Origin of the sequence: Micromonospora sp. NPDC049151, from assembly GCF_040648395.1 — a bacterium.
Taxonomy (GTDB): Bacteria; Actinomycetota; Actinomycetes; order Mycobacteriales; family Micromonosporaceae; genus Micromonospora.
The window spans coordinates 166,142-190,699 of record NZ_JBEZDP010000006.1; the positions used below are offsets into that span (position 1 = coordinate 166,142).

The following is a 24,558-nucleotide window of genomic DNA, read 5'->3' on the forward strand; positions in this document are numbered from 1 at the left end:
GCGTTCAGCTCATGAACATCCGTACGTGTGCGTGCTGGTGCGCGCCGGCCAGCACGTCGAGGTGCGGCGCGAAGCTCTGCATGTCGTCGAGCCCGGCGGTGCGCACCTCCTCGTAGTCCTCGCCGACCCGCTCGTTCACCGCGAAGAGGATCGACTGGGTGTCGAGGTGGTCCACCCGCATCAGCCGGACCGCCGCGCCGAGCACCATGGAGGCCGCGCCGTACTGGTGGGCGGCGAACGCGTCCGCCTCGTCCACGCCGAGTTCGGCGAAGAGCACGCCGAGCGCGACCGGGTAGGTGACCGGGACGCCGGTGCCGCTCTCCGCGACGCGCTTGCGCAGCAGGGACTCCCCCACCACCCGTTCGGCGGCCTCGGCCAGCTTGCGCCCCATGCGGACGGTCATCGTCCGCGTCTCCTCGTTGATCTTGCGCAGGTGTACGGCCTCGTCGGCCGCCCGGATCCGGTCGGGGTCCCCGGCGAGGGCGGCGCGGTGCGCCACGAGCAGCGCCACCCCGTCACCGGTGGCGGCGGCGCGGGTGACAGTACGCACGAACTCCTGCAACGTGGCCCGGTCGTGCACCGCGCCCTGCTCGACCGCCGTCTCCAACCCGTTGGAGAAGGAGAAGGCACCGACCGGGAAGACCGAGTCACCGAACTGGAGCAGCTTCAGGGCCTCGGTCACCGTGGACACCCCGGCCCCTCAGTTCAGATCGGCGGGCAGGTGCGTGTGCGGGGTCGAGTCGGCCCCGCCGAACAGGCGCCGCGACTCGTGCGGGGCCAGGTACGCGATGATCTCGGTGCCGGGGATGAACTCGTGGGTGAGGCCGGTGAACGCGTGCGTGCGCATCACCGAGTCCATGACCTTGCGGTCCACAGTGAGCGGGACGTACATCTTGGTGCCCTTCACCACCGCCGGCCAGTGCTGGTTGCCGATCGCGTGGCCGAGTTCGACGGCCGAGCGGATCACCATGTCCAGGGACTCACCGTGCAGCGTGTCGAGGTGCACGACCATGACCTCGCCGAGCGCGATCCGGGCCACCACCGCCGTCGCCGTGGCGTCGTCCCAGGCCAGCACGTCACCGTCGCGCAGCCGTACACCGCGGGCCAGGGACAGCGCCAGTTCGGTGCCGAGGCTGGTGGTCCGGCGCAGCCGGCTCTTCTGGGCGTCCCACTGGTCGAGGACCAGGTCGTCGACCTTGGCCTCCCGGAGCCGCTCGGTCCAGGCCGGCTCGTTCACGTTGCCGAGTACCGTTTCGACGAGCATGTGTTCTCCTTTCACGCGACCCCGCCACCGGACGGGCCGGCTGCGGGCACCGCGCCGGGTCAGCTGAAGAAGTAGAGCTGGCTGAGGGGGAGGTTCTTGGCCGCCGGCACTGTCGCGTGCACGCCGTCCATCTTCACGGCGAAGGTCTCCGGGTCGACTTCGAGCTTCGGCGTACGGTCGTTGCGCACCATGTCGCGCTTGGTCAGGTTGCGGCAGCCGTATACCGGCATCACCTGCCGTTGCAGGCCGAGCTGCTCGGCCACACCCGACTCGTGCGCGGCGCGGGACACGAAGGTCACGCAGTTCCTGGCGAGCTGGGAGCCGGTGGCGCCGAACATGGGCCGGTAGTAGACCGGCTGCGGGGTGGGCAGCGAGGCGTTCGGGTCGCCCATGATCGACCAGGCGATCATGCCGCCCTTGAGCACCATCTTCGGCTTCGTGCCGAAGAACGCGGGCTCCCAGAGCACCAGGTCGGCGAGCTTGCCCGGGCTGACCGAGCCGATGACGTGCGAGACGCCCTGGGTGATCGCCGGGTTGATGGTCATCTTGGCGACGTAGCGCAGGACCCGGAAGTTGTCGTTGGCGTCGGAGTCCTCGGCCAGCTTGCCGCGGACGTTCTTCATCTGGCCGGCGAGCTGGACGGTCCGCAGCCAGGTCTCCCCAACCCGGCCCATGGCCTGCGAGTCGCTCTGCATCATCGAGATGACGCCCTCGTCGAGGAGCACGTCCTCGGCGGCGATGGTCTCGGTGCGGATCCGGCTCTCCACGAAGGCGACGTCCGAGGGCACCTTCGGGTTGAAGTTGTGACAGACCATGATCATGTCGTACAGCTCGGACTGGCTGTTGATGCCGTACGGCACGGTGGGCGTGGTCGACGCGGGCAGCACGTTCATCTGGCCAGCGACCTTGATGATGTCCGGCGCGTGCCCGCCACCGGCGCCCTCGGTGTGGAAGGTGTGGATGGTCCGGCCCTCGAAGGCGGCGATGCTGTCCTCGATGTAGCCGCTCTCGTTGAGCGTGTCGGTGTGGATGCTGATCTGGACGTCGTACTCGTCGGCCACGGCGAGGCAGGACCGGATCACCGCGGGCGGGGCGCCCCAGTCCTCGTGGATCTTGAAGCTGGGCACCCCGGCCATGATCTGCTCGACGAGCGGCGCCCGGCCACTGCTGTTGCCCTTGCCCAGCAGGCCGATGTTGATCGGCAGGTCCTCGAAGGACCGCATCATGTTCTGGATGTTCCACGGGCCGGGCGTGATGGTGACGCCGTTCGTGCTGTCGGTGGGCCCGGTACCGCCGCCCCAGAGGGTGGTAACGCCGTTGCTGAGCGCGGCCCACACCTGCTGCGGGGTGACCAGGTGGACGTGCGCGTCGATGCCGCCGGCGGTCAGGATCAGGTGCTCACCGGAGATCGCGTCGGTGCCCGGACCGGTCACCAGGCCCGGTGTCACCCCGTCCATGATGTTGGGGTTGCCGGCCTTGCCGATCCCGGCGATCTTGCCGTCCTTGATCCCCACGTCCGCCTTGACCACACCGAGCAGCGCGTCGACGATCGTCACATTGGTGATCACCAGGTCCACCACGCCCTCGGCGCTGGTGGCCTGGCTGGCACTGCCCATGCCGTCGCGCAGGGTCTTGCCACCGCCGTACATGACCTCGTCACCGAGGACCCGCAGGTCCTTCTCGATCTCGATGTAGAGGTCGGTGTCACCCAGCCGGATCTGGTCGCCCGTGGTCGGGCCGTACATTCCGGCATATTCCTGCCGTGAGATCTGACTCATGCGTTCTCGCTCCAGCTCTGGCGCGTCGAAGGAAGGCCGGGCTACTTCTTGCCCTTGCCGCTCTTGTCCTGGTCCTTGCCCTTGGCCTGGTCCTTGCCCTGGTCCTTGGCCTGGCCCTGCTGCTGCGTCGTCGTCTTGAAGCCGCGCGTCTGGGCCTGGTGGAGCGCCTCGGCCCGGTCCGGCCGGTACCCGGGGATCGGCCCGTCGCCGGTCCAGCCCTGGACCAGGCCGTTGAAGCCGTAGACCCGCTGGGAACCGCCGTACGGGATCAACTGGACGGTCTTGCGGTCGCCGGGCTCGAACCGGATCGAGGTGGTGGCCGGGATGTTCAGCCGCTTGCCGAACGCCGCCGGGCGGTCGAACTCCAGGAAGCGGTTGGCCTCGAAGAAGTGGAAGTGGGAGCCGACCTGGATGGGCCGGTCACCGGTGTTCCGCACGACCACCTCGGTCACCGGCCGCCCGGCGTTGAGTTCCAGAGGTTGGTCGCTGAGCTTGTAGCCGCCGATGGGCCGAAGGTGCTTGGAGTTCGGTCCCGGGTGTTGCTTCGCCATGTCGCCCCCGCTCTGCCGGAGACCGCGGCCTCCGGTCGCTGCTCTACTGGATGGGTGAGTGGACGGTGATCAGCCGCGACCCGTCGGTGAAGACCGCTTCGACCTGGAGCATCGGGATCATGTCCGCCACGCCGGGGATCACGTCGTCGGCGGTGAGCACATGGCTCGCGTCGTTCATGACCTCCTCGACGGTCTTGCCCTCGCGCGCGCCCTCCAGCGCCGCGGCGCAGATCACCGCCACGGCCTCGGGGTGGTTGAGCTTGACCCCGCGCGCCTTGCGGGCGTTTGCGACCATCGCCAACGAGTGGATCGTCAGCTTGTCGAATTCCTTCGGCGTGAGATGCACTTCGTGACCCCTTCGTCCGCACCTTCTGTACGGTTTCAGCTATCCCGTCACGGTAAGAGAGCTTTGGCCGGTTCGAAGCCCGTTCAGGGAGATTTCAGGGGTTGGTGTGCGCCCGCTCGCGCCGGTCGTAGTCGGCGACCCACATCTGCTGGATCTGCTCCAGCGTCCGGCCCCTGGTCTCCGGCAGGTAGCGCCGCACGAACAGGAAACCGAGCACGCACAGCCCGGCGAAGAGCGCGAACACGCCCGACCGGCCGAGCGCGTCCAGCAGGCTCAGGAAGAACTGCGTGATCAGGTACTCGGTGCCCCAGTGGGTGGCGGTGGCGATCGCCACGCACCGGCCGCGGATCGGACCGGGATAGATCTCGTTGATCACGGTCCAGGCGGCCGGGCCGATCGACACGGCGTAGAACGCGACGAAGAAGATCACGCCGACCAGCAGGAACAGGCCCGCGGTGGTGACCCGGCCCTCGCCGCGCCCGGCACCGGCACCGGCACCGGCACCCAGGAAGCTGACGCTGACCACGGCGAGCGAGACCGCCATCCCGGCCAGGCCGACCAGCAGCAGCGGCCGGCGGCCGACGCGGTCGAGCAGGCCGACCGCGACCAGCGCGAACGCGGCGTCCACCGCGCCGACCGCCCAGGTGGTCGCGGAGAGCTGCGCCTGCGGGGTACGGAACCCCGCCGCCGCGAAGATCGAGTCGGCGTAGTAGATGATGCCGTTGATCCCGGTCGCCTGCTGGAACAGCGCCAGCCCCACACCCAGCGCCAGCGGACGCCGCCACTGCGGGGACAGCAGTTCCCGCCAGCTCGCCGTGCGGCCGTGCAGGCTCTTCTCGATCTCGCCGAGGCGCTGCTCCACCCGCTGCTCGGGGACGGTGCGGCACAACGACTCGCGGGCGCGACGGCGGTCGCCCCGCTTGAGGTACCAGACCGCCGAGTCCGGCACCACCACAGTCACCAGGATCAGCGCCACGCCCAGCACGACCGCCGCGCCGAGCAGGTACCGCCACGAGTCGCCGCCGGTGAAGAGCTCGTCCGCCAGGTAGCCGATGAAGATCGCGAAGGTGATGGAGAACTGGTAGACCCCGAGCAGGCCACCGCGGACCCGTTCCGGCGCCGCCTCGGCCGCGAACATCGGCCCGGCGACCGAGGCCACGCCGATGCCCACCCCGAGGAGCACCCGCGCGCCGAGCAGCGCGCCGATGGTCGGCGCCGCCGCCTGCACGATCGCGGCGACGACGTACGCGCCGCCGGCGACCCACAGCGCGCCCCGCCGGCCGGCCCGGTCGGCGAGGTGACCACCGGCGAGCGCGCCGGCCAGCGCGCCCACAGTCACCCAGCTCGCCGCCTCCTCCACCTCGAAGGTGCCCACGTCGAACGTGCGGCGGATGTCGTGCAGCGCGCCGCTGATGACGCCTTGGTCGTAGCCGAAGAAGGCGCCGGAGAGGACGACGATCGACAGGATCGCCACGAGGTTGCGACGGGACGGCCGGCCGGCCGCGCGTCCGCTCGCCGCCATCTCACCCCGTCCGCCGGCGACCGCCAACGAAACGGCCGAAGACCCACATATGCGACATATAGTAGGTTCGCCGCTGCGGTCCGACAGTGAAACGGCCGGACGCCGCCGGGGTGGCTCCTGCACACGGACGGGGGAAGGGTGAACCGGTCGGCGCCGTACGGCTCCGCGGACTCCTACCGCGAGTTCCGCCACCCGATCGCCGCGCTGGTGCTCGCCGTCGTCACCGCCGGCGCGCTGGACGCCTTCGCGTTCCTGCGGTACGGCGCGTTCGTCGCCAACCAGTCCGGCAACGCCATCTTCTTCGGCATGGGACCGGCCGGCGCGCATCCCACCTGGCCGGTCTCGGCCGCGTCCATCGTCGCGTTCGCCACCACCGCCGGGCTGGTCAACCTGCTGCGCCGCCGCACGCGGCCGACCGCGGCCCCACTCGTCGACATCGCGGTCACCGAAGCCGCAATGGCCGTCTGGACGGTGCTCAACCTGGCCCTCGCGTACGGCCGGCACGGGACGGCCGCACGGGTGCTGCTCGCCGCCGCCGGAGCGGTCGCCATGGGCAGCCTGACCACGGTGGCGACGCGTACCGCGGGCATCGCGACGCCGATCACCTACCAGTCGGACACCACGACGAAGACCGGTGAGCGGGCCGCCCGCTGGCTGTTCGGCCCCACCGCCGGCCGGGGACGGGCCCGGCGCGGCACCCTGCTCGGGCTGCTCGCCCTGGTCAGCTACAGCGCCGGCGGCGCGATCGGCACGCTGGCCCAGCACCGGCCCCGCTGGGTGCCGCTGTGGGGGCTGATCGCCCTGGCCGTGCTGATCCCGCTGCTCCGCCGGCACCCGCGGCCGGCGTCGCCGCCCGGCTGAGCGTCAGTCGGCCTGGGCGGCGATCTCCCGGGCCCGGTCCCGGGCCGCCTCCAGCGCCGCCAGCATCGCCGCGCGTACGCCGTGGTTCTCCAGCTCACGGATCGCGGAGATGGTGGTGCCGGCGGGCGAGGTGACCGCCTCACGCAGCTTCACCGGGTGCTCGCCGGAGTCGCGCAGCATCACCGCCGAGCCGATGGCGGTCTGCACGATCAACTCGTGCGCCACCTGGCGCGGCAGGCCGAGCAGGATGCCGGCGTCGATCATGGCCTCGACCAGCAGGTAGAAGTAGGCCGGGCCGGAGCCGGAGAGCGCGGTCACCGCGTCCTGCTGCGACTCGGGCACCCGTACCGTCGCCCCGAGCGGGGAGAACATCCCCTCCGCCAGCGCCAGGTGCTCGCCGCTGGCGTACGCGCCCGCCGAGATCGCGCTGATCGCCTGGTCGACGAGCGCCGGGGTGTTGGTCATGACCCGGACCACCGGGGTGCCCTCGGGCAGCCGGCGGTTGAAGAAGGCGGTCGGCAGGCCGGCGCAGAGCGAGATGACCAGCTTGTCGGCCGGCACCTTCGGGCCGATCTCGTCCAGCAGCGCGGCGGCGTCCTGCGGCTTGACCGACACCGCCAGCACCTCGGCCTCGGCCACCGCGGTCAGGTTGTCCACCACCCGTACGCCGTAGCGCTCGGTCAGTTCCCGCGCCCGGGCCGGCCGCCGCGCGGTGGCGAGCAGCCGCTCCACCGGCCAGCCGGAACGCAGCAGCCCGGAGAGCATCAGCTCGCCGATCTTGCCCGCGCCGATCACCGCGACCGTATGCACCTGACCTGCCATCAGCCGTACCCCTTCCCGGGTCACGTGGGCACGGCGTGGCGGGCCGGTCGACGGCCCGCCACGCCGTGTGCCGTCGATCAGCTACCGAAGAAGACCTCGGCCTCGGCGTACCGCTCCAGCGGCACGGTCTTCAGTTCGCGGGTGGCGTCGGCGAGCGGGACGCGGACGATGTCCGTGCTCTGCATCGCGACCATCTTGCCCCAGTCGCCCTCGTGCACGGCGTCGATCGCCTGGAGGCCGAGCCGGGTCGCGAGCACCCGGTCGAACGCGGTCGGGGTGCCACCGCGCTGGATGTGGCCGAGCACCACGGTGCGGGCCTCCTTGCCGGTCTTGGCCTCCAGCTGCTCGGCCAGCCACTGGCCGATGCCGCCGAGACGGACGTGACCGAACGCGTCCAGCTCCTGGTTGTGCAGCACCATCTGGCCGTCCAGCGGCTGGGCGCCCTCGGCGACCACGACGATCGGGGCGTACTGGTGCTGGAAGCGCTTCTCGACGTAGCCGGCCACCTGCTCGACGTCGAACTGCCGCTCCGGCAGCAGGATCACGTTGGCGCCACCGGCGAGGCCGGCGTGCAGGGCGATCCAGCCGGCGTGCCGGCCCATGACCTCGACCACGAGCGTGCGGTGGTGGCTCTCCGCTGTGGTGTGCAGCCGGTCGATCGCCTCCATGGCGATGTTGACGGCGGTGTCGAAGCCGAACGTGTAGTCGGTGGCGCCCAGGTCGTTGTCGATCGTCTTGGGCACGCCGATGACGTGGACGCCCAGCTCGTGCAGCTTGGTGGCGACGCCGAGGGTGTCCTCGCCGCCGATCGCGATCAGCGCGTCCACGCCCTGCGCGGCCAGGTTCTCCTTGATCCGCTCCACGCCGTTCTCGATCTTGAACGGGTTGGTGCGGGACGAGCCGAGGATGGTGCCGCCGCGGGGCAGGATGCCGCGCACCTCGGGGATGCCGAGCGGCTTGGTCAGGCCTTCGAGCGGGCCCTTCCAGCCGTCCCGGAAGCCCACGAACTCGTGACCATAGGTGGCGACGCCCTTGCGGACCACCGCCCGAATCACCGCGTTGAGACCTGGGCAGTCGCCGCCGCCGGTGAGCACGCCGATACGCATGATCTGCTCATCCTCCTGGAGCATCAGGTGAAGCCCGGATAAGCCCCAGGATATGTGTCAGATCAGACCATCGGCGCCGTTGCCGGCCCGGGGCGGGCCGTCACTGCGCACTGTAGTCGGCACAGGTGTACGCCGACACCGCACCCCGGGCCGTTCCGGACGGCGGACGGGCTACCCGTCAGTAGCTGACCTCGTGGTTCTCCCCCGACTTCGGCGGCTTGCCGGTCACCGCCGCCTTGGCGAAGCCGAGCAGATTCACCACGGCGCTGCCGGGCGAGTCCCAGTACTCCGCCGACCCGGCGTGCACCTTGATCAACGTGATCCCGGGCGTGTCCAGCCCGTCCGGGAACCACGCCTTCAGCAGCGGGTTCCACAGCTTCTTCGCCCGCTCGGCGTCCCACTCCTCCGTGGCGGTGCCGGCCACGGAGACCCAGGCATGGTGCCGCTGGTCGGAGAAACCGACGTTCACCTGCGGGTTCACCCGGATCTGCCGCACCTTCGCCGAGTCGGCGTACGCGAAGAACCACAGGTCGCCGTCGAACTCCGCCTCCTGCAACCCCATCGGGCGGCTGACCAGACGCCCGTCCACGCCGGTGGTGGTGAGCAGGCAGATCCGGGCGTCCCGGATCAGCTCGGTGACCCGGCGACGGGCGTCCGCGGCGTTTGTCGGCTCTTTGCTCATGGGGCACTCCTGTCCTCGGATCGGCGTAGCTGCCGCTCCGGTGCCCTGGGCGGAACCGGTCAAACCTCCCGCGCGGTCATCGCCCGCCACCGCGCCAGGTTGTGCCGCGCGTCGACGAGCGCGTCGTGCCGGTCGGCCTCGGCGTCCGGCAGCCGGGGACGTCCCCGGTCGTCCCAGAGCTGACGCAGCTCCTTGGTGAAGCGGGGGATCTCCCGGGGCAGAGCCGGCATCGCGCCCCAGAGCTGGGCCAGCACGACGTGGTCGTACGCGGCGTACCAGGCCCACAGCTCCAGCTGCTCACCCGGCCGGTCCCGCACCGGCTCCAGCAGGAACTCGTGCAGGTCGTCACGGATGCGCTCGCGGGAGCGCCAGGCCCGGTCGGCCGGCGAGGGGAGCTTGTCCAGCACGTTGCGCCGCACCCAGGGCACCGCCCGGGAGTCGTCGAACTCGGTGGAGACCGCGTAGAACTCGCGGCCGTACTCGTCGACGACGCCGATCGACACCAGGTCGACGATGCGGCCGTCCTCGATGAATTCGCAGTCGTAGAAATAGCGGTAGACCATCGCACCCATCCTCGCCCATCGGCCGCGCGGACCGCTCGCCGGGGCGTCCGCCGAGGTCGGCGGCGTGCCGGCGGCGACCGGGCATGGTCACGGAAGTGTTTCCGGGGGTGTACAGCACGCGACGGGAGCGTCATGATCTGATGTGTACCGCCGTCGGGCGCCGAACCGGTTGAGCTGCTTCGTACCGGGACTGAGAGCTTCACCCGGTGTGCGAGTCGTGACTTCTGACCGGGGAGGGGTTGAGCCGTGGAGTCTCGCCTGCCGGAGCCGGGTGACGCGCTCACGGGTGTGGAGATGTTCGCCGGGCTTGAGCCGGAGGTGCGGCAGCGTGTCATCGCCGCGGCCGTACCGCGCACCTACCGCAAGGGCCAACTGCTCTTCGTCGAGAACGACCCCGGCGAGTCGTTGATCGTGCTGCGCCGCGGCGCGGTGGCGGTGTTCCGCACCGCCCCCACCGGTGAGCGCGCGGTGCTGTCGGTGATCCGACCGCCGGACGTGCTCGGCGAGGTGTCCCTGTTGGACGCCTCCACCCGCTCGGCGTCGGCCGAGGCGATCGAGGACTGCGCCGCGCTGGCGCTGTCCCGGCCCGCGTTCATGGAGCTCGTGCACTCCAACCCGCGCATCCTGGACGCGGTGATGCGCTCGCTGGGCCAGTTGATCCGCCGGCTCACCGAGCAGAACGCCGACCACGTCTTCCTCGACCTGCCCGGCCGGGTCGCGAAGACGCTGGTCCGGCTGGCCGGTGAGAGCCAGGCCCCGATGATCACGATCGAGCTGAACCAGAGCCAGCTCGCCGAGATGGCCGGCGGTTCCCGGCAGAGCGTCAACCAGGCCATCGGCTCGTTCGCCAGCCGGGGCTGGCTGCGTACCGAGGGACGCCGCATCGTGGTCACCGACGTGGCCGCGCTGCGCCGCCGGGCCGGCATGAACGACCGCTGACACGACGACGGCGGGGGCCGGCGGTCGTCCCGCCGGCCCCCGCCGCGTTCGTCGTACGCCCCGGTCAGTCGTTGTCGGTGTCGGCCGGGGGCGCGGTGGGCCCGGGGCCGATCTTCGACGGGTCGGTCTTCTTCGGCGGCGTGGTCGTGGTGGTCGTGGTCTCGGTCGATCCGCTACCGGCGGGCTGCTCCACCATGCCTTTTTCCTCCAGTTCGGCGAGCGTGACGGCGTCCACGTCGACAGTGTCGCCCACGGCCCACACCGTCCCCCGTGGATCGGTCCATGAGGTGGACAGCCGGACGTGCACGGCAAACTCCCTGTCGAAAGGACTTCCTGCTAGGGGAGACTAGACCCGGCCGAACAGCCGTGACGTCCCGCCGACCCGTCGGGTACCCGACTGCGCGGCCGCGCGGGACACTGGGGACCTCACGCGTACGGAGCCGGACATCGACCTCACCTGTGGACACTGCGCCCGGACCGCCGGGCCGGACGACCGCTTCTGCGGCGGGTGCGGGCGCCCGCTCGCGGCGGCCTGCCCGGGCTGTGGGCACGCCAACGACACCGGCGCCAACTTCTGCACCAACTGCGGGCAGCCGCTGCGCGACCACACCGTCGCGGTGCAGGAGGACCGCCGTCAGGTCAGCGTGCTCTTCATCGACATCGTCGACTTCACCACGTACGCCGAGCGGGCCGACCCGGAGCAGGCCCGCGGCCTGCAACAGGCCTACTTCTCCACCGTGCGCCGGCTGGTGCACCAGTACGGCGGCGTGGTGGAGAAGTACATCGGCGACGCCGTCATGGCGTTGTTCGGCGCGCCGGTGGCCACCGACAACGACGCGCTGCGTTGCGTCCGCGCCGGGCTGGAGCTGCAACGCAGCCTGGCCAAGCAGCCGGCCGGACCGCATCCGCCACTCGGGTTCCGCGTCGGCATCGCCACCGGCGAGGCCCTGGTCGACCTGGCCGCGGCCCGCGACGGCGGCCAGGCGTTCGTCACCGGCGACGTGGTGAACACCGCCAGCCGGTTGCAGGGGCTGGCCCCGGTCGGCGGCGTGGTGGTCGACGAGAGCACCTGGGCGGCCACCCGGCGCGAGATGGAGTACGACGACCAGCCGCCGGTGACGTTGCGCGGCCGGTCCACGGTGAGCCGGATCTGGCTGGCCGTGCGGGCCCGGCCCCGGCGCGACGGGCAGACCGCCGAGCTGACCCCGATGGTCGACCGCGACCACGAGCGCGGTCTGCTGGTCAGCGCGTTGCACCGCACGCTGACCGAGCGCACCTCGCAGCTGCTCACCGTCTTCGGCCCGGCCGGGGTGGGCAAGAGCCGGCTGCTGCGCGAGCTGGCCCGGCACGCCGCCAGCCTGCCCGGCACGCACGTCACCTGGCTGACCGGCCAGTGCCCGCCGTTCGGCGAGAACGTCACCTACGCGGCGCTGGCCGACATCGTCCGGGGCTGGGCCGGGCTGACCGGCGTCGACGACCCGGCCACCGTCCGGGAACGGCTGCGCGAGCGGCTGGGCCGCCTCGCCGACCCGCACGCGGTACGGCTGGCCGAGGCGCTGGGCCCGCTCGTCGGCGTCTCCGGCGAACGGCTCACCTCGGCCGAGACCGAGGCGGCGTGGCGGCGCTTCCTGCTCACGCTGGCCACGACCGGCCCCACAGTGCTCGTCTTCGAGGACATGCACTGGGCCGACGAGGCGATGCTGTCCTTCGTCGAGCAGCTCGGCGCGGCGGCCCGCAACGTGCCGCTGCTCGTCGTCGCGACCGCCCGCCCGGAGCTGCGCGAGCGGCACCCCGCCTGGACCGGCACGATCAGCGGGGCGATGTCCATCTCGGTGCCGCCGATGCACGACGGGGACATCGACACGCTCTACTCGCTGCTGCTCGGCCAGGCCACGCTGCCGCAGGACGCACGGGCACCGCTGATCGAGTTCGCCGACGGCAACCCGCTCTACGCCCAGGAGTACGCGCGGATGCTGCTCGACGGCGGGCTGGCGGAGCGGACGGCCCCGCTCACGCTCGTCGACCCGTCCGGGGGCGCCGGGATGCCGCGTACCGTGCAGGCGGTCATCGCCAACCGGCTGGACCTGCTCGACCCGGCCGACCGCGCGGTGCTCCAGGCCGCCTCGGTGGTCGGCGTGCAGTTCTGGGCGGCGCCGGTGGCGCTGGCGCTCGGCCGCCCGGTGGAGTGGGTCGAGCGCGCGTTGCATCGCCTCCAGCGCCGTGACCTCGTCTACGAGCTGCCCGTCTCGACGATGCCCGACCAGGCGGAGTACCGGTTCCGGCACGTGCTGGTCCGGGACGTCTGCTATCAGCGGCTGCCCCGGGCCGAGCGGGTCGGCCGGCACCAGCGCACCGCCGACTGGCTGGAGCAGCTCGCCGACGGCCGGCAGCACGACCGGGCCGAGGTGCTGGCCAACCACAGATGGACGGCGCACGAGATCGCCCGCACCGTCGGGCTGGACCAGACCGCGCACGCCGGCGCGACCCGGTCCGCGCTGCACCGGGCCGCGCGCCGGGCGTACGAGCTGCACGCGCTGGAGACCGCGGCGACGCTGGTGGACCGCGCGCTGAGCGTGGAGTGCGGTCCGGACCCGGCACTGGAGCTGTTCCGGGCCGAGCTGGCGTTCTACCGGGACCGGGACGGCTTCCTCGACGGCGGCGGGACGGCGCTGCTCACCGACCTGGCCGGCCGGCTGGCCGACACCGGTGACCGGCAGGGCGCGGCGAAGGCGTGGCGGCTGCTGGCCACGGCGGCCTTCGCCCGGGCCGACCGCTCGGAGCTGATGCGCTGCCTGGACCGGGCCATCAGGCTGCACGCCACGCTGCCGGACAGCGAGGACAAGGTGGGCGTGCTGCTGGAGCTGGCCCGGGCGCACATGCTCGACGCGGAGACCGAGCCGGCGTGCATCGCCGCCCGCACCGCGGCCGAGCTGGCCGAGCGGCTGGGGATGCGGGAGGCCCGGGCGAACGCGCGCATCACGCTCGCCGTGGTCCGTTACCAGGCCGGCGCCGAGGAGGCGTACGCCGAGCTGGCCGAGGTGACCGAGGAGTGCCGGGTGGAGCGGCTGACCGGCCGTAGCCGCGCGGTGCAGAACCTGGCCTGGGTGCTGCAGGAGGAGGGTGACCTGGCCGGCTCGGCCCGGCTTGTCGACGAGCAGCGGTCACTGGACCTCGCCGGCGAGCACGCCCTGACGGTGAACTTCAGCGACCAGTGGGCCCGGTCGTACTACAGCGGGGACTGGACGGCGGCGCTGCGGATGGCCGAGGGGTCGACGCGGCGCCCGACCGACGAGTGGGACATGCACATCGTGGCCGTGTCCGGCTGGATCCGGGCGCTCAGCGACGACCCGGCCGGTCCGGGCACCGGCGAGGACCTGGTGGACCAGGCACTCGTCGCGGCACGGCGCAGCGGCTTCCAGCGGGTGCTGCGCTCCACGCTGGCGCACGCCGCGCTCTGCCGCGCGGTGCAGGGCCGCCGGGAGGAGGCGATGGCGCTGCTGACCGAGCTGGACGAGGACTGGCGGCAGACCCGGATGATCCCGTTCGCCGAGTGGGTGCCGGCGATCGGCCACGTCGCCGCGCTGCTCGGCGGCGACGCCGCGGTGCTGGTGCGCGACCTGCTGGCGAGGTCGCCGCGCACCACCCGCTGGGCGCGCTCGGCCGGGCGGTCGGCCGAGGCGGCCCTGGCCCGGGACGACGGCGACGCCGCGCGGGCGGGCCGGCTGCTCACCACAGCGGCCGAGGGGTACGCGGAGATGACCGACGTGACCGACCAGATGATCGCGTCCGCGCTGGCTGTCGTGCCGCTGACCGAGGCGGATCCGCCAGCCGGCGCGGCGACGCTGGACCGGGTACGCGCGTTCGCCGGCCGGCACGCCGCAGCGGGCCTGCTGCGGATCGCCGGGGCGACCTGAGCCGGGGCGACCTGAGGGACCGGTGAGCGGACCCTTGAGTCCCCTTACCGGGGAAGTATTCGGCTTTGGCGATGAATGTGACTTTTCGCTTGACGATCAGCGGAGTGAGGAGGGCATCCGAGGAAAAGAGGTGGCTGCTGGCCAGTACAGCACCGGCCTCCGTCCCGTGTCGGTGGCGGCGGACGGGTCGCCGCACGGCCCCGGAGCGCCGTCGGTGCCGGCGGGACACCGGGAAGAGAGCACGAACGACGAGCGGCACGCCACAACGCACTCCCGGAACCGGGTGCCGACGTGTCACGATTCAGGGCACGGGCAGGGATCGGCGAAGGGGGTGTCCGTTGTCAGGGGGCGGGCCCCGTCGGGGACGACGGGACAACGGGCTCGACGCGGCCGAGTACGCGGTCGCGGGCGACGTCGATCCACGCGTCGGCGAGCACCTGCTCGACGTGCTCGCCGCCGGTGGCATCGCGGCCTACCTCCAGCCCTCGGCCGACCTGAATCCGGTGACCCGCACCACCACCGTCCCGGCCCGCCCGGTCGACCGGCTCTACGTCGACAGGTCGCACCTGACCACCGCCCGCGACTACCTCACCCAGCTCGCCGACGAGGGCGGGGGTGACGCGCCGCGCGCCGACGAGCCGGACATCGAGGCCGAGTGGGCGAAGATCGTCGCCGGTTTCCACACCGCGCCGAGCGCCGGCAGCCACCCCTGGCCCGCCGCGGAGGACGTGGACGACCCGCCCGCGCCGGGCACCGTCGCCGGTGGCCGGGCCGAGGAGCCCGCCGGCCCGACCGCCACCGACGTACGCCGGCTGCCGTACGCGGCCGACGTCTCCGGCGTCTCGCTCAGCCGGGACCGGCACGACGAGCCCTCGCTGCTCGACGGCCTGGACACGTTCGGCGCGAACCTGCCCGACGAGGCGTCGGACGAGGAGCACTACACCCCGCCCCCGCCGCCCCCGCTGCCCCGCTTCTCCAAGTACGCGGTGCTCGGCGTGGCCTGCATCGTGCTCGGCTTCCTGCTGTTCCTCTCCCCCACCGTGGTGTCGCTGGTCGACCCGCAGGTGGTGACGCTGCTCGGCTTCACCGGCATCCTGGCCGGTTTCGTGATGCTGATCTGGCGGCTGCGTCCGGGCGACCGGGACGACCACGACCCGGACGACGGCGCGGTCGTCTGACCGCCGCGTCGCCGGGCGCTGCCCGGATGCCGGGACGCCGCGGGCCCTGGGCCGGGGCGTAACAAGCGTGTAACTTACAGTCAGTAGGAATAGGCTGAACGTCACGTCCCGCACCGGCTGTCCGGCTTGCGTCTCCTTCCGGGTCGCCGGTCCCCTGCTGAGCGGATTGCCCGAGATGCGACAGAGCCCCCTCGTGGTGGTGGCCAACCGCCTCCCCATCGACGACAGCGTGGCGCCCGACGGCGCCTTCGAGTGGCGCCGCAGCCCCGGCGGCCTGGTGAGTGCCCTGCACCCGCTGCTGCGGCACACGCCCGCGACCTGGGTGGGCTGGGCCGGCGGCACCGGCCCCGCACCCGAACTGCCGGACGTGGACGGCGTCCGGATGCACACGGTGCCGCTGAGCGCCGAGGACTTCCGCGACCACTACGAGGGCTTCGCCAACGCCACCCTCTGGCCGCTCTACCACGACGCCGTCGAACAGCCGGAGTACCACCGCCGCTGGTGGGAGGCGTACCAGCGGGTCAACCAGCGCTTCGCCGAGGCGGCGGCCCGGGTGGCCGAGCCGGGCGGTCTGGTCTGGGTGCAGGACTACCACCTCCAACTGGTGCCCGGCCTGCTCCGCGAGCTGCGCCCCGACCTGCGGATCGGGTTCTTCCTGCACGTGCCGTTCCCGCCGCCGGAACTGTTCATGCAGTTGCCCCGCCGGGCCGAGTTGCTCCGCGGCATGCTCGGCGCCGACCTGGTCGGCTTCCAGCGGGCCCAGGCCGCGCACAACTTCGCCCAGCTCGCCACCAAGGTGCTCGGCCTGCCCGCCACCGACCGGCGGATCGGCGTGGACGGCCGGGTGGTGCGCGTGGGCGCCTTCCCGGTCGCCATCGACACCGCCGAGATGTCCGCGCTCGCGTCACGTCCCGAGGTCGCCGAGCGGGCCCGCCGGCTCCGGCAGGACCTCGGCCAGCCGGAGCAGGTGATCCTCAGCGTCGACCGGATGGACTACACGAAGGGCATCGAGCAGCGCCTCAAGGCGTACCGCGAGCTGCTCGCCAACGGCGACATCAAGGTCCGCGACACGGTGCTGGTCCAGGTGGCGGTGCCCAGCCGCGACCGGGTGGCGCAGTACCAGATCCTGCGCGACCGGGTGGAGCACCAGGTCGGCCGGATCAACGGCGAGTTCGGCCGGGTCGGCGAGCCGGCGATCCACTACCTCACCCAGCCGTTCGACCGTGCCGAGCTGGTGGCGCTCTACCGGGTCGCGGACGTGATGGCGGTGACGCCGCTGCGCGACGGCATGAACCTGGTCGCGAAGGAGTACGTGGCGGCCAGGGTCGACGGCACCGGCGCGCTGCTGCTGAGCGAGTTCGCCGGCGCCGCCGCCGAGCTGGAGCAGGCGTACCTGGTCAACCCGCACGACCTCGACGGCCTCAAGCAGGGGTTGCTGGCCGCGTTGCGCGCCGGTCCGGAGGACGTGACGGCCCGGATGCGCGCGATGCGCGAACACCTGGCCCACAACGACATCCACGCCTGGGCGGCGTCCTACCTCAGCGCGCTGGAGGAGAGCGGAACGCTCGTCGGCCGCCGCCCCGCCACCAGGTGACCGGCGCCCGGCGCTCACCCGCTGGTGGGCGCCGGGTCCTTCTCCAGCCAGTCCAGGATGGCGTCGATCGGCTCCCGCCAGCGGGCGTCGAGCATCAGGTCGTGGCCCATGCCGGGGAACAGCAGCGGCGCCGAGGCGTACCGCCGGGCCGCCTTGGTCAGCGCCGTCGCCGGCAGCACCCGGTCGTCCGGGCTGCCGAGCACCAGCACCGGTGGCCGGCCCACCGCGGGCTCCGGTGACCGGCCGGTCAGCAGCTGCCACTGCGCCCGCCGCCCGGCGCGGCCCAGCCGGGCCAGGTGCCGCCGCGCGTCGGCGTCCGGCAGCTCCGGGCTGAACAACTGCCGCCGGTTGAGCCGCAGCCCGGCGCCGAACACCGCCGGCACCGTGCCGACCGGGTTGCGCCGCAACGCCGTACCGAACGTCGCCCAGCCGCCGAGCACCGGCGCCACCAGCACCGCGGCCCGCGCCGGGTAGCGGGCCAGCGCGTGCGCCACGACCCGGGCGCCTGCGCCGTGCCCCACCAGCACCGTCTGCCGCGGCAGGCTCGCCGCCACCTGCGTCACATCATGGGTGTACGAGCGCAGCGTCGCCTCCGGCGCCGGCTCGCTGCCGCCGTGCCCGCGCAGGCTCAGCGCGTACGCCGGGAAGCCGCGACCGGCGGCATGCCCCAGCCAGTGCTCGGCGAACGCCCACGCGCCGTGCCCGAACCCGGGCACGAACAGCAGCGGCGGCTTCGCCTCCTCCCGGTCCGGTACGGCGGCGAGCACCTCGCGGCGGGCGGGCCGCTCCGGGCGGGCCCACTCCCACGACCGGACCACCCGCACCCGCTCGGTCGTCATTTGGAGCCCTCCAGCTCGTGCAGCGCCCGCTGGAGCGCGCGCAGGTAGTCGGCGTGCCCGACCTCGAACCAGTGCCGGGTGCTGTCCTTGACCTTCGCCGAGTACCGCTCACCGAGACCGGCCCGGACCCTGCCGTCGAACGCGGCGGCCCGCTCCGGCCGGGTGGCGCGCAGCGTGAGCAGCCGGGCGAACAGCACGCTCTGCCAGTGCGAGATCGCGAAGATGCCGGAGTCCGGCTGCACCAGGCCGACCACGGCGAGCGTGGGATGACCGGCGGTGAACGCGTTGAGCCACAGCCGAGGCCGCCCGGAGCCGTCCTCGTCGCCGAGCACCCGGCCCTTGAGGAACTCGAAGCGCGGCAGGTAGCCGGTGGCGAAGACGACAAGCTCCGGGTCGATGCGCCGGCCGTCGGTCAGCTCCACCGCGCGGTCGTCGAACCGGGCCACGTCCGGCACCGGGGTGACCTCGCCGTGGCCGACGTAGTAGACGAGCTGGCTGTTGGCGATCGGGTGCGTCTCGTAGACCCGGTGGTCCGGCTTGGGCATGCCGAACCGGGTCAGGTCGCCGACGGTCAGCCGCAGCGTCCAGTGGTAGAGCCACTGCCGCACCCGCAGCGGCACCCGCAACGCCAGCAGCGTGTCGTTGACCTGGTCGGCGGGGCGGCCGAGGACGTACTTCGGGGCGTACCAGTAGCCACGTCTGGTGGAGTGCCAGCACTGCGACGCCTGCTGGGCGGCCTCCACCGCGATGTCGCAGCCGGTGTTGCCGGCGCCGACCACGAGCACCCGCTTGCCGCGCAACTGAGCCGGGTCCTTGTAGGACGAGGCGTGCATGACCTCGCCGCGGAACTCCTCAAGCCCTTCGTAGCGAGGCAGCTTCGGCGACCAGTTGTGGCCGTTGGCGAGCACCACGGCGGCGTACCGGGAGGTGCGCTCGGGGCCGTAGCCGCCGGTGCTGCGCGTGGTCACGTCCCAGCGGTCCCCCTCGACCGGCTCGACGCGGACCACCTCGGTGCCGAACCAGATGTGCTGGCGCAGGTCGAAGTGGTCGGCGTACCGCTCGAAATAGGACAGCAGCTGACTGTGGTGCGGGTAGTCCGGCCAGTCGTCGGGCATCGGGAAGTCGGGGAACTGGGTGAACGGCCGGGACGAGATCAGGTGCGTGCTGGCGTACACCGGACTGCGGTCGTGCCGCCAGTTCCAGGCGCCGCCGACACCCGTCTCCCGCTCGTAGCAGTCCACGCCGAAGCCGGCCTCGCGCAGGTTCTTGACGGCGGTCAGACCGCTGGCGCCGGCGCCGATGACGCAGACCGTTTCGCCCCGGTCGGAGACCGGGCGCTCGTCACGGCTCGGTGCGACCGTCCGGTCCGGATCGGGACGGCCGGGGTCGGGGTCGGTGGAGGAGGACACCGCGAAATCCTGCCGAGAATGCCCGCCGTTGTCCAGCCACCGATTCGGCACCGCCCGCCCGCCCGGTGCCGTTGACAGAGCGTCACCGCAGAGCCGGTGACCGAGCGTGAGTGGACCGGCCGCGCCGAAGGCGTACACTCGTCGGCCCTTTGCTCTGCCGCCACTGACGCAGCACCGTCTTTAGCTGCGCTGATGCCTCGCGGCCGTCTGGCCGGACGCGACCCGCCGGTCACGGCGGGTAGCTGGTGCGTATGTGGCGGCAGAGCAAAGGCGGCGAAGCGGTACGCCTTCCGGCAGCCGATCACCTGACTGTGCGTAACGGCAGTCGCCCCGGCTGGGGCGTGCTCGGCGGTCCGCGCCGGTCAGGCGGTGGGCAGCAGCAGGTCGACCAGGACCGGGAAGTGGTCGCTGGCGCGGCGGGTCAGCGGTGTGTCCACCACGTCGTAATCCACGACGGTGATCCGGGGGTCGACGAACAGCGCGTCGATGCGGCGGCGCGGGTCGGCGCAGGAGAACGTGTGCCGGTCGGCCCGGTCGGCGGCGAGCGCCGTGTCGGTCAGCCCTTCGGCGAGGGTCTGCCAGGCCGGGCCGTCCGGGCCCTCGTTGAGGTCCGCGCCGGCCACCACGGGCAGCGTGGACGCGGCCAGCTCCCGCTTGAACGCCGCCGCCTGGGCGGGCCGTTCGGCCGGGTCGGTGGACAGGTGCGAGCCGGCCAGCAGCACCTCGACGCCGCCGACGCGGCACTGCGCGTACGCGGCGCCGCGCATGTGCCGCCCGGGCGTCAGCGGGTACTGCTGGCACCTGGTGTCGGTGACCCGCACCCGCAGGCTGGTCAGCAGCACGTTGCCCAGCGACGGCAGGCCACCGGCGGCCACCACCATGCCGAACGACTCGGCCAGCGCGGCGCACTTCTGCCGCCACCGGAACCGGCGCGGTCCCTCCTGGACGATCACCACGTCCGGCGCCGCCGTCCGGACCACCTCGGCCAGGGCGGCGGTGTCGTCGCGCTGGCTGTGGATGTTGTACGACACCACCCGCAGCGGCACACCCGCGTCAGTCATGTCAGATCCGCCGGGCCAGGTCGGCGGCGCCGATGACGCCTGCGGTGTTGCCCAGCTCGGCCGGGCGCACCTCGGCGACGGGCAGGCGGCTGCGCTGGGCCAGTGCGTCGGCGAACGACCGCCGGGTCGGGCCGAGCAGCAGGTCACCGGCGTCGATCACGCCGCCGCCCACCACCAGCACCTGCGGGTCGAGGATCTGCGCCATGTCGGCGAGGCTGGTGCCGAGCCAGCGGCCGACCTGGGCGAACGCCTCGGTGGAGACCGGGTCGCCGCCCTTGGCCGCGGCGGTCACCATCGGACCGGTGATCGTCTCGGCCTCGCCTCCGGCCAGCTCCAGCAACGCGGTGGCCCGGTGCGGCTCCTGCCGGGCGGCGGCGCGTGCGAAGCGGACCAGGGCGCTGCCGCTGGCGTACTGCTCGATGCAGCCCAGCCGGCCGCAGCCGCACTGGTGGCCGTCCGGCACGGTGAGCATGTGGCCCAGTTCGGCGGCGATGCCGTTGGCGCCGCGGACCAGGTCACCGCCGAGCACGATGCCGCCGCCCACGCCGGTGCCGATGGTGAACATGACCATCGAGTCGTCGGCGTCGCGGGCCGCGCCGTAGCGGAACTCCGCCCAGGCGGCCACGTTCCCGTCGTTCTCCACGATCACCGGCAGGCCGGTGGCGTCGCCGACGTACGTGCGCAGCGGCTCGTCCCGCCAGGCCAGGTTCGGCGCGAACAGCACTGTGGAGCGGGAGGCGTCGATCCAGCCGGCGGCGCCGATGCCGACCGCCTCCACGGCGTGACCGGCGGCCAGCTCGGTGACCACCTCGATGATGACGTCGCGGGTCTTCGCCACGTCGTCGGCGGGGGTGTCCCGTCGCGTCTGCACGAGTACCGTGCCGGCGTCGTCCACGACACCGCCGGCCACCTTCGTGCCACCGACGTCGACTCCGATGGTCAGCGTCACCGCTGCCACTCCCCTCTGCTGTGCTGCCCGCGAACCGGCCGAACCGGCCGTACGGTCCCGGGATGTCCGGTGGTCAGGCCCCGTCGCCTGGTGCGTCCGCGCCCACCTCGCCGGACGCCCGCGAGGCGGGCACCACGGGACGGCCGGCCGGTGACCGGCTCGTGTCCGGCTCCGGCGGCCCGGCGGCGTCGGCGTCGGCACCCGAATCGGCCGCGCCCTCCCCCCGGGTGGCGGCGGACCACACGTCCTGCTCGGGTGCCGGCTGAGAATCATGCCCGGTGCGGGTCGCCTCGCGCCACACGTGGTCCCCGGATCCGGCCGGAGCGGCAGGGCCGTCGTCGGCCGTTCGCTCCGGCTCGGCCGGGTTGAACGCGCGCAGCAGGCTGGCCACCCCGGCCGCCAGGTCCCCGGCGCCGGTGGCGAGCCGCTCGGTGAATTCCGGACTCGGGTCGCGCAAGGCGGCGATACCGCGACAGACAGGACAGACACAGCATTCCGGGGAGCCGGTGGCGAAACCGGCACTGCCGGACGGTTCCGGGGCGGGACCGGCGCCCGGCGGGGTGTGACCGAGGACACCGGAGAGGATCCCACCGAGCGGACCCCAGGCGCCGGAGCCGGGCGCGGCGGCGGCCAGCTTCGCACCGGCGAGCAGGGTGGCGACGAGGCGCTCGGCCTCTTCCCGGGCCGAACCCGGATCAGTGGTGCCCATGGTTCGGCTCCTTCAGCGTGACTACCGGGACGACGATCGGTCAGTGCGCCGCACCGGGTGCTTCTACCCGGCGCTTCAGCTGCTTCAACGCCGCGTCCATGATCATTTTCTCGGCCTTGCGGCGGAACATGCCGAGCATCGCCACGGACAGCTCCACCTCGAGCGTGTACGTCACCGTGGTCGTCCCGTCCGGGTTGCCCACCAGGTCGTACGAGCCGCGCTGGGAGCGCTGCATCTTCGACGGGGCGACCAGGTGCCACTCGATCCGGGAGATGTCCTCGGCGTACTCGTAGGCCAGCACGTACTCGTCGGCCATCACGCCCGCGTCGAGGGTGAACCGGACCTGGCTGGCGTAGCCGTCCTCGTACTCCTCGATCACCTCGGCCCGGCGTACCGCCTCGGCCCACTCGGGATAGCTCGGGAAGTCGCAGATAACGGCCGCCACCCGGTCCGGTGACGCGCCGATGATGATCGACTGGGTGGAGGAGTCCGCCATGGGGGGAGGCTACCCGGCCGCGTCCCGGCCGGTCCCGCTCCACCCGCCGGACGGCGTCTCACCAGCCGGGCGGGCAACCTCCCTGGCAGACCCCCCGGGGTGTGCGGGTAGGTTTCGACAGAGCCGACCAGGCCGGCCCCGCCGGTAGAGCACGAGGGAGTGCAGGTGCGCGAGTTCTCCGTCCCGCCGATCGTCACCGTCGGCGACGCGGCCAACCTGACCGACCCGGTCTGGGAAAACGCCGAGGTCGCCCCGGACACCGTGCAGTTCGTCCGCCCCGGCGCGGGGACGGCGGCGCGCGAGGAGGTGACCTGCCGCCAGTTCCGCGACGAGGTGGTGGCGCTGGCGCAGGGCCTGATCGCCGCGGGTGTCTCCCCCGGCGACCGGGTCGGCCTGATGAGCCGCACCCGCTACGAGTGGACGCTGTTCGACTACGCGATCTGGGCGGCCGGCGCGGTGACCGTGCCGATCTACGAGACGTCCAGCGCCGAGCAGGCCGCCTGGATCCTCGGCGACTCCGGCGCCGTCGCCGTGGTGGTGGAGAGCACCGCGCACGCCACCCTGGTCGCCGGTGTCCGGGACCGGCTGCCGGACCTGCGCGAGGTCTGGCAGATCGAGCTGGGCGCGGTCGGCGAGCTGGTCGCCTCCGGCGCGTCGGTGGACCCGGCCGAGGTGGCGACCCGCCGCTCGCTGCTCAAGGCCGACGACGTCGCCACGATCATCTACACCAGCGGCACCACCGGCCGGCCCAAGGGCTGCGTGCTGACCCACCGCAACATCTACACCGACATCGCCAACGCGGTGCCGGTGCTGCCGAACCTGTTCCGCCAGGGCGCCTCGACGCTGCTGTTCCTGCCGCTCGCGCACGCCTTCGCCCGGCTCATCCAGGTCGGCGTGGTGCACGCCCGCGCCACCATGGCGCACTGCGCGGACACCAAGAACCTGGTCGCCGAGCTCCAGGACTTCAAGCCGACGTTCGTGCTCTCCGTACCCCGGGTCTTCGAGAAGGTCTACAACGGCGCGCGGCAGAAGGCCGAGGCCGAGGGGAAGGGCAAGATCTTCGACCGGGCGGAGAAGGTCGCCATCGCGTGGAGCGAGGCGCAGGAGCTGCCCGGCGGCCCCGGCCTGGGCCTGCGCGCGCAGCACGCCCTCTTCGACAAGCTGGTCTACCGCAAGCTGCGGGCGGCGATGGGCGGCCGGTGCCGCGACGCCATCTCCGGCGGCGCGCCGCTGGGCGCGCGGCTCGGGCACTTCTTCCGCGGCGTCGGGGTGACCATCTGCGAGGGGTACGGCCTGACCGAGACCTCCCCGGCCGCCGCCGCCAACCTCCCCACCGGCACCCGGATCGGCACCGTCGGCCGCCCCCTGCCCGGCGTCACCATCCGCATCGACGACGACGGCGAGGTCCTCATCGCCGGCGACATCGTCTTCCAGGGCTACTGGCACAACGAGGCGGCCACCGCCGAGGCGATCAGCGCCGACGGCTGGTTCCGCACCGGCGACCTCGGGCACCTCGACGACGACGGCTACCTGAGCATCACCGGCCGCAAGAAGGAGATCATCGTGACCGCCGGCGGCAAGAACGTCGCCCCGGCGGTGCTGGAGGACCAGGTCCGGGCGCACCCGCTGATCAGCCAGTGCGTGGTGGTCGGCGACCGGCAGCCGTTCATCGCCGCGCTCGTCACCATCGACGAGGAGGCGCTGCCGAAGTGGCTGGCCGGGCAGGGCCGCCCGGAGACCACGAGCATCGCCGAGCTGCGCGAGGACGCGGCGCTGCGCGCCGAGGTCCAGGGCGCGATCGACCAGGCCAACCAGGCGGTCTCCAAGGCCGAGGCGATCAAGGTGTTCCGGATCCTGCCGCAGGACTTCACCGAGACCACCGGTGAGCTGACCCCGTCGCTGAAGGTCAAGCGGCAGGTCGTGCACAAGACGTACGCCTCGGAGATCGCGGAGATCTACCAACGCTGACTACGAT

Annotated in this window: 22 protein-coding genes and 1 pseudogene; 6 read left to right on the top strand and 17 right to left on the bottom strand. The window is 72.5% G+C overall.

Going from position 1 to position 24,558, the window contains the following annotated elements; genetic code table 11:
- Positions 1-4: 4 nt before the first annotated feature.
- The 6 genes and pseudogenes from AB0B20_RS09905 to AB0B20_RS09930 all read right to left on the bottom strand — a co-directional run bounded on the left by AB0B20_RS09905 (position 5) and on the right by AB0B20_RS09930 (position 5,461).
- A complete protein-coding gene (locus AB0B20_RS09905) occupies positions 5-682 on the bottom strand; it encodes an urease accessory protein UreF (protein ID WP_357469625.1) in 678 nt (225 codons plus the stop codon).
- Positions 683-700: 18 nt separating this feature from the next.
- Entirely contained in the window at positions 701-1,264 is a 564-nt protein-coding gene (gene ureE / locus AB0B20_RS09910) for an urease accessory protein UreE (RefSeq protein ID WP_013475749.1), read from the bottom strand.
- A gap of 59 nt (positions 1,265-1,323) precedes the next feature.
- Positions 1,324-3,042, bottom strand: a complete 1,719-nt coding sequence (locus AB0B20_RS09915) for an urease subunit alpha (protein ID WP_357469628.1) — start codon at positions 3,040-3,042, stop codon at positions 1,324-1,326.
- A 215-nt stretch (positions 3,043-3,257) separates the two neighbouring features.
- Positions 3,258-3,593 (bottom strand): annotated as a pseudogene (locus AB0B20_RS09920) (urease subunit beta); the annotation flags it as partial.
- 43 nt (positions 3,594-3,636) lie between these two features.
- Positions 3,637-3,939 (bottom strand): urease subunit gamma, encoded by a 303-nt coding sequence (locus tag AB0B20_RS09925; RefSeq protein ID WP_013287657.1) that lies wholly within the window; start codon positions 3,937-3,939, stop codon positions 3,637-3,639.
- A 94-nt stretch (positions 3,940-4,033) separates the two neighbouring features.
- Positions 4,034-5,461: a sugar porter family MFS transporter gene (locus AB0B20_RS09930; protein WP_357469630.1), complete on the bottom strand. Its 1,428-nt coding sequence runs from the start codon at positions 5,459-5,461 to the stop codon at positions 4,034-4,036.
- 138 nt (positions 5,462-5,599) lie between these two features.
- Between AB0B20_RS09930 and AB0B20_RS09935 the strand changes: the two genes are divergently transcribed.
- Positions 5,600-6,322: a YoaK family protein gene (locus tag AB0B20_RS09935; protein ID WP_357469633.1), complete on the top strand. Its 723-nt coding sequence runs from the start codon at positions 5,600-5,602 to the stop codon at positions 6,320-6,322.
- A 3-nt stretch (positions 6,323-6,325) separates the two neighbouring features.
- Here the strand turns inward: AB0B20_RS09935 and proC are convergent, their stop codons facing one another.
- From proC to AB0B20_RS09955, 4 genes are all read right to left on the bottom strand, one after another.
- Positions 6,326-7,144: a pyrroline-5-carboxylate reductase gene (proC, locus tag AB0B20_RS09940; RefSeq protein WP_357380678.1), complete on the bottom strand. Its 819-nt coding sequence runs from the start codon at positions 7,142-7,144 to the stop codon at positions 6,326-6,328.
- Positions 7,145-7,221: 77 nt separating this feature from the next.
- Entirely contained in the window at positions 7,222-8,250 is a 1,029-nt protein-coding gene (locus AB0B20_RS09945) for a 6-phosphofructokinase (RefSeq protein WP_073831551.1), read from the bottom strand.
- A gap of 178 nt (positions 8,251-8,428) precedes the next feature.
- On the bottom strand, positions 8,429-8,932 hold the full coding sequence (locus AB0B20_RS09950) for a pyridoxamine 5'-phosphate oxidase family protein (protein WP_357380676.1): 504 nt from the start codon (positions 8,930-8,932) through the stop codon (positions 8,429-8,431).
- A gap of 59 nt (positions 8,933-8,991) precedes the next feature.
- Entirely contained in the window at positions 8,992-9,495 is a 504-nt protein-coding gene (locus AB0B20_RS09955; protein ID WP_091420952.1) for a polyadenylate-specific 3'-exoribonuclease AS, read from the bottom strand.
- 246 nt (positions 9,496-9,741) lie between these two features.
- On the opposite strand from AB0B20_RS09955, the gene AB0B20_RS09960 reads away from it, so the two are divergent.
- Entirely contained in the window at positions 9,742-10,434 is a 693-nt protein-coding gene (locus AB0B20_RS09960) for a Crp/Fnr family transcriptional regulator (protein WP_013287664.1), read from the top strand.
- 64 nt (positions 10,435-10,498) lie between these two features.
- On the opposite strand, the gene AB0B20_RS09965 is transcribed toward AB0B20_RS09960, so the two are convergent.
- Complete coding sequence (locus AB0B20_RS09965; protein ID WP_357469636.1) at positions 10,499-10,687, bottom strand: hypothetical protein; 189 nt, start codon at positions 10,685-10,687, stop codon at positions 10,499-10,501.
- Positions 10,688-10,880: 193 nt separating this feature from the next.
- Here AB0B20_RS09965 and AB0B20_RS09970 point away from each other — a divergent pair, with 193 nt between their 5' ends.
- The 3 genes from AB0B20_RS09970 to AB0B20_RS09980 all read left to right on the top strand — a co-directional run bounded on the left by AB0B20_RS09970 (position 10,881) and on the right by AB0B20_RS09980 (position 17,120).
- On the top strand, positions 10,881-14,348 hold the full coding sequence (locus tag AB0B20_RS09970) for an adenylate/guanylate cyclase domain-containing protein (RefSeq protein ID WP_357469736.1): 3,468 nt from the start codon (positions 10,881-10,883) through the stop codon (positions 14,346-14,348).
- A gap of 338 nt (positions 14,349-14,686) precedes the next feature.
- The gene (locus AB0B20_RS09975; protein WP_357380669.1) at positions 14,687-15,526 is read left to right on the top strand and encodes a DUF308 domain-containing protein; all 840 of its coding nucleotides are present in this window, start codon (positions 14,687-14,689) and stop codon (positions 15,524-15,526) included.
- A gap of 175 nt (positions 15,527-15,701) precedes the next feature.
- Positions 15,702-17,120, top strand: coding sequence for a trehalose-6-phosphate synthase (locus tag AB0B20_RS09980; RefSeq protein WP_357380667.1), 1,419 nt, complete (start codon positions 15,702-15,704; stop codon positions 17,118-17,120).
- A 14-nt stretch (positions 17,121-17,134) separates the two neighbouring features.
- Here AB0B20_RS09980 and AB0B20_RS09985 read toward each other — a convergent pair whose 3' ends face one another.
- The 6 genes from AB0B20_RS09985 to AB0B20_RS10010 form a co-directional block, all read right to left on the bottom strand.
- Positions 17,135-17,959 (bottom strand): alpha/beta fold hydrolase, encoded by an 825-nt coding sequence (locus AB0B20_RS09985; protein ID WP_357469639.1) that lies wholly within the window; start codon positions 17,957-17,959, stop codon positions 17,135-17,137.
- Positions 17,956-19,368, bottom strand: coding sequence for an NAD(P)-binding domain-containing protein (locus AB0B20_RS09990; RefSeq protein ID WP_357380663.1), 1,413 nt, complete (start codon positions 19,366-19,368; stop codon positions 17,956-17,958). The genes AB0B20_RS09985 and AB0B20_RS09990 overlap by 4 nt, the downstream gene beginning before the upstream one ends.
- A 362-nt stretch (positions 19,369-19,730) precedes the next feature.
- A complete protein-coding gene (locus AB0B20_RS09995; protein WP_357380661.1) occupies positions 19,731-20,429 on the bottom strand; it encodes an endonuclease/exonuclease/phosphatase family protein in 699 nt (232 codons plus the stop codon).
- Position 20,430: 1 nt separating this feature from the next.
- Positions 20,431-21,378, bottom strand: coding sequence for an ROK family glucokinase (locus tag AB0B20_RS10000; protein WP_357380658.1), 948 nt, complete (start codon positions 21,376-21,378; stop codon positions 20,431-20,433).
- Positions 21,379-21,451: 73 nt separating this feature from the next.
- Positions 21,452-22,087, bottom strand: a complete 636-nt coding sequence (locus tag AB0B20_RS10005) for a hypothetical protein (RefSeq protein WP_357469642.1) — start codon at positions 22,085-22,087, stop codon at positions 21,452-21,454.
- Between the two features lie 40 nt (positions 22,088-22,127).
- The gene (locus AB0B20_RS10010; protein WP_357469645.1) at positions 22,128-22,583 is read right to left on the bottom strand and encodes an SRPBCC family protein; all 456 of its coding nucleotides are present in this window, start codon (positions 22,581-22,583) and stop codon (positions 22,128-22,130) included.
- A 165-nt stretch (positions 22,584-22,748) separates the two neighbouring features.
- Here AB0B20_RS10010 and AB0B20_RS10015 point away from each other — a divergent pair, with 165 nt between their 5' ends.
- Positions 22,749-24,551, top strand: coding sequence for an AMP-dependent synthetase/ligase (locus AB0B20_RS10015; protein ID WP_357469650.1), 1,803 nt, complete (start codon positions 22,749-22,751; stop codon positions 24,549-24,551).
- Positions 24,552-24,558: the final 7 nt, after the last annotated feature.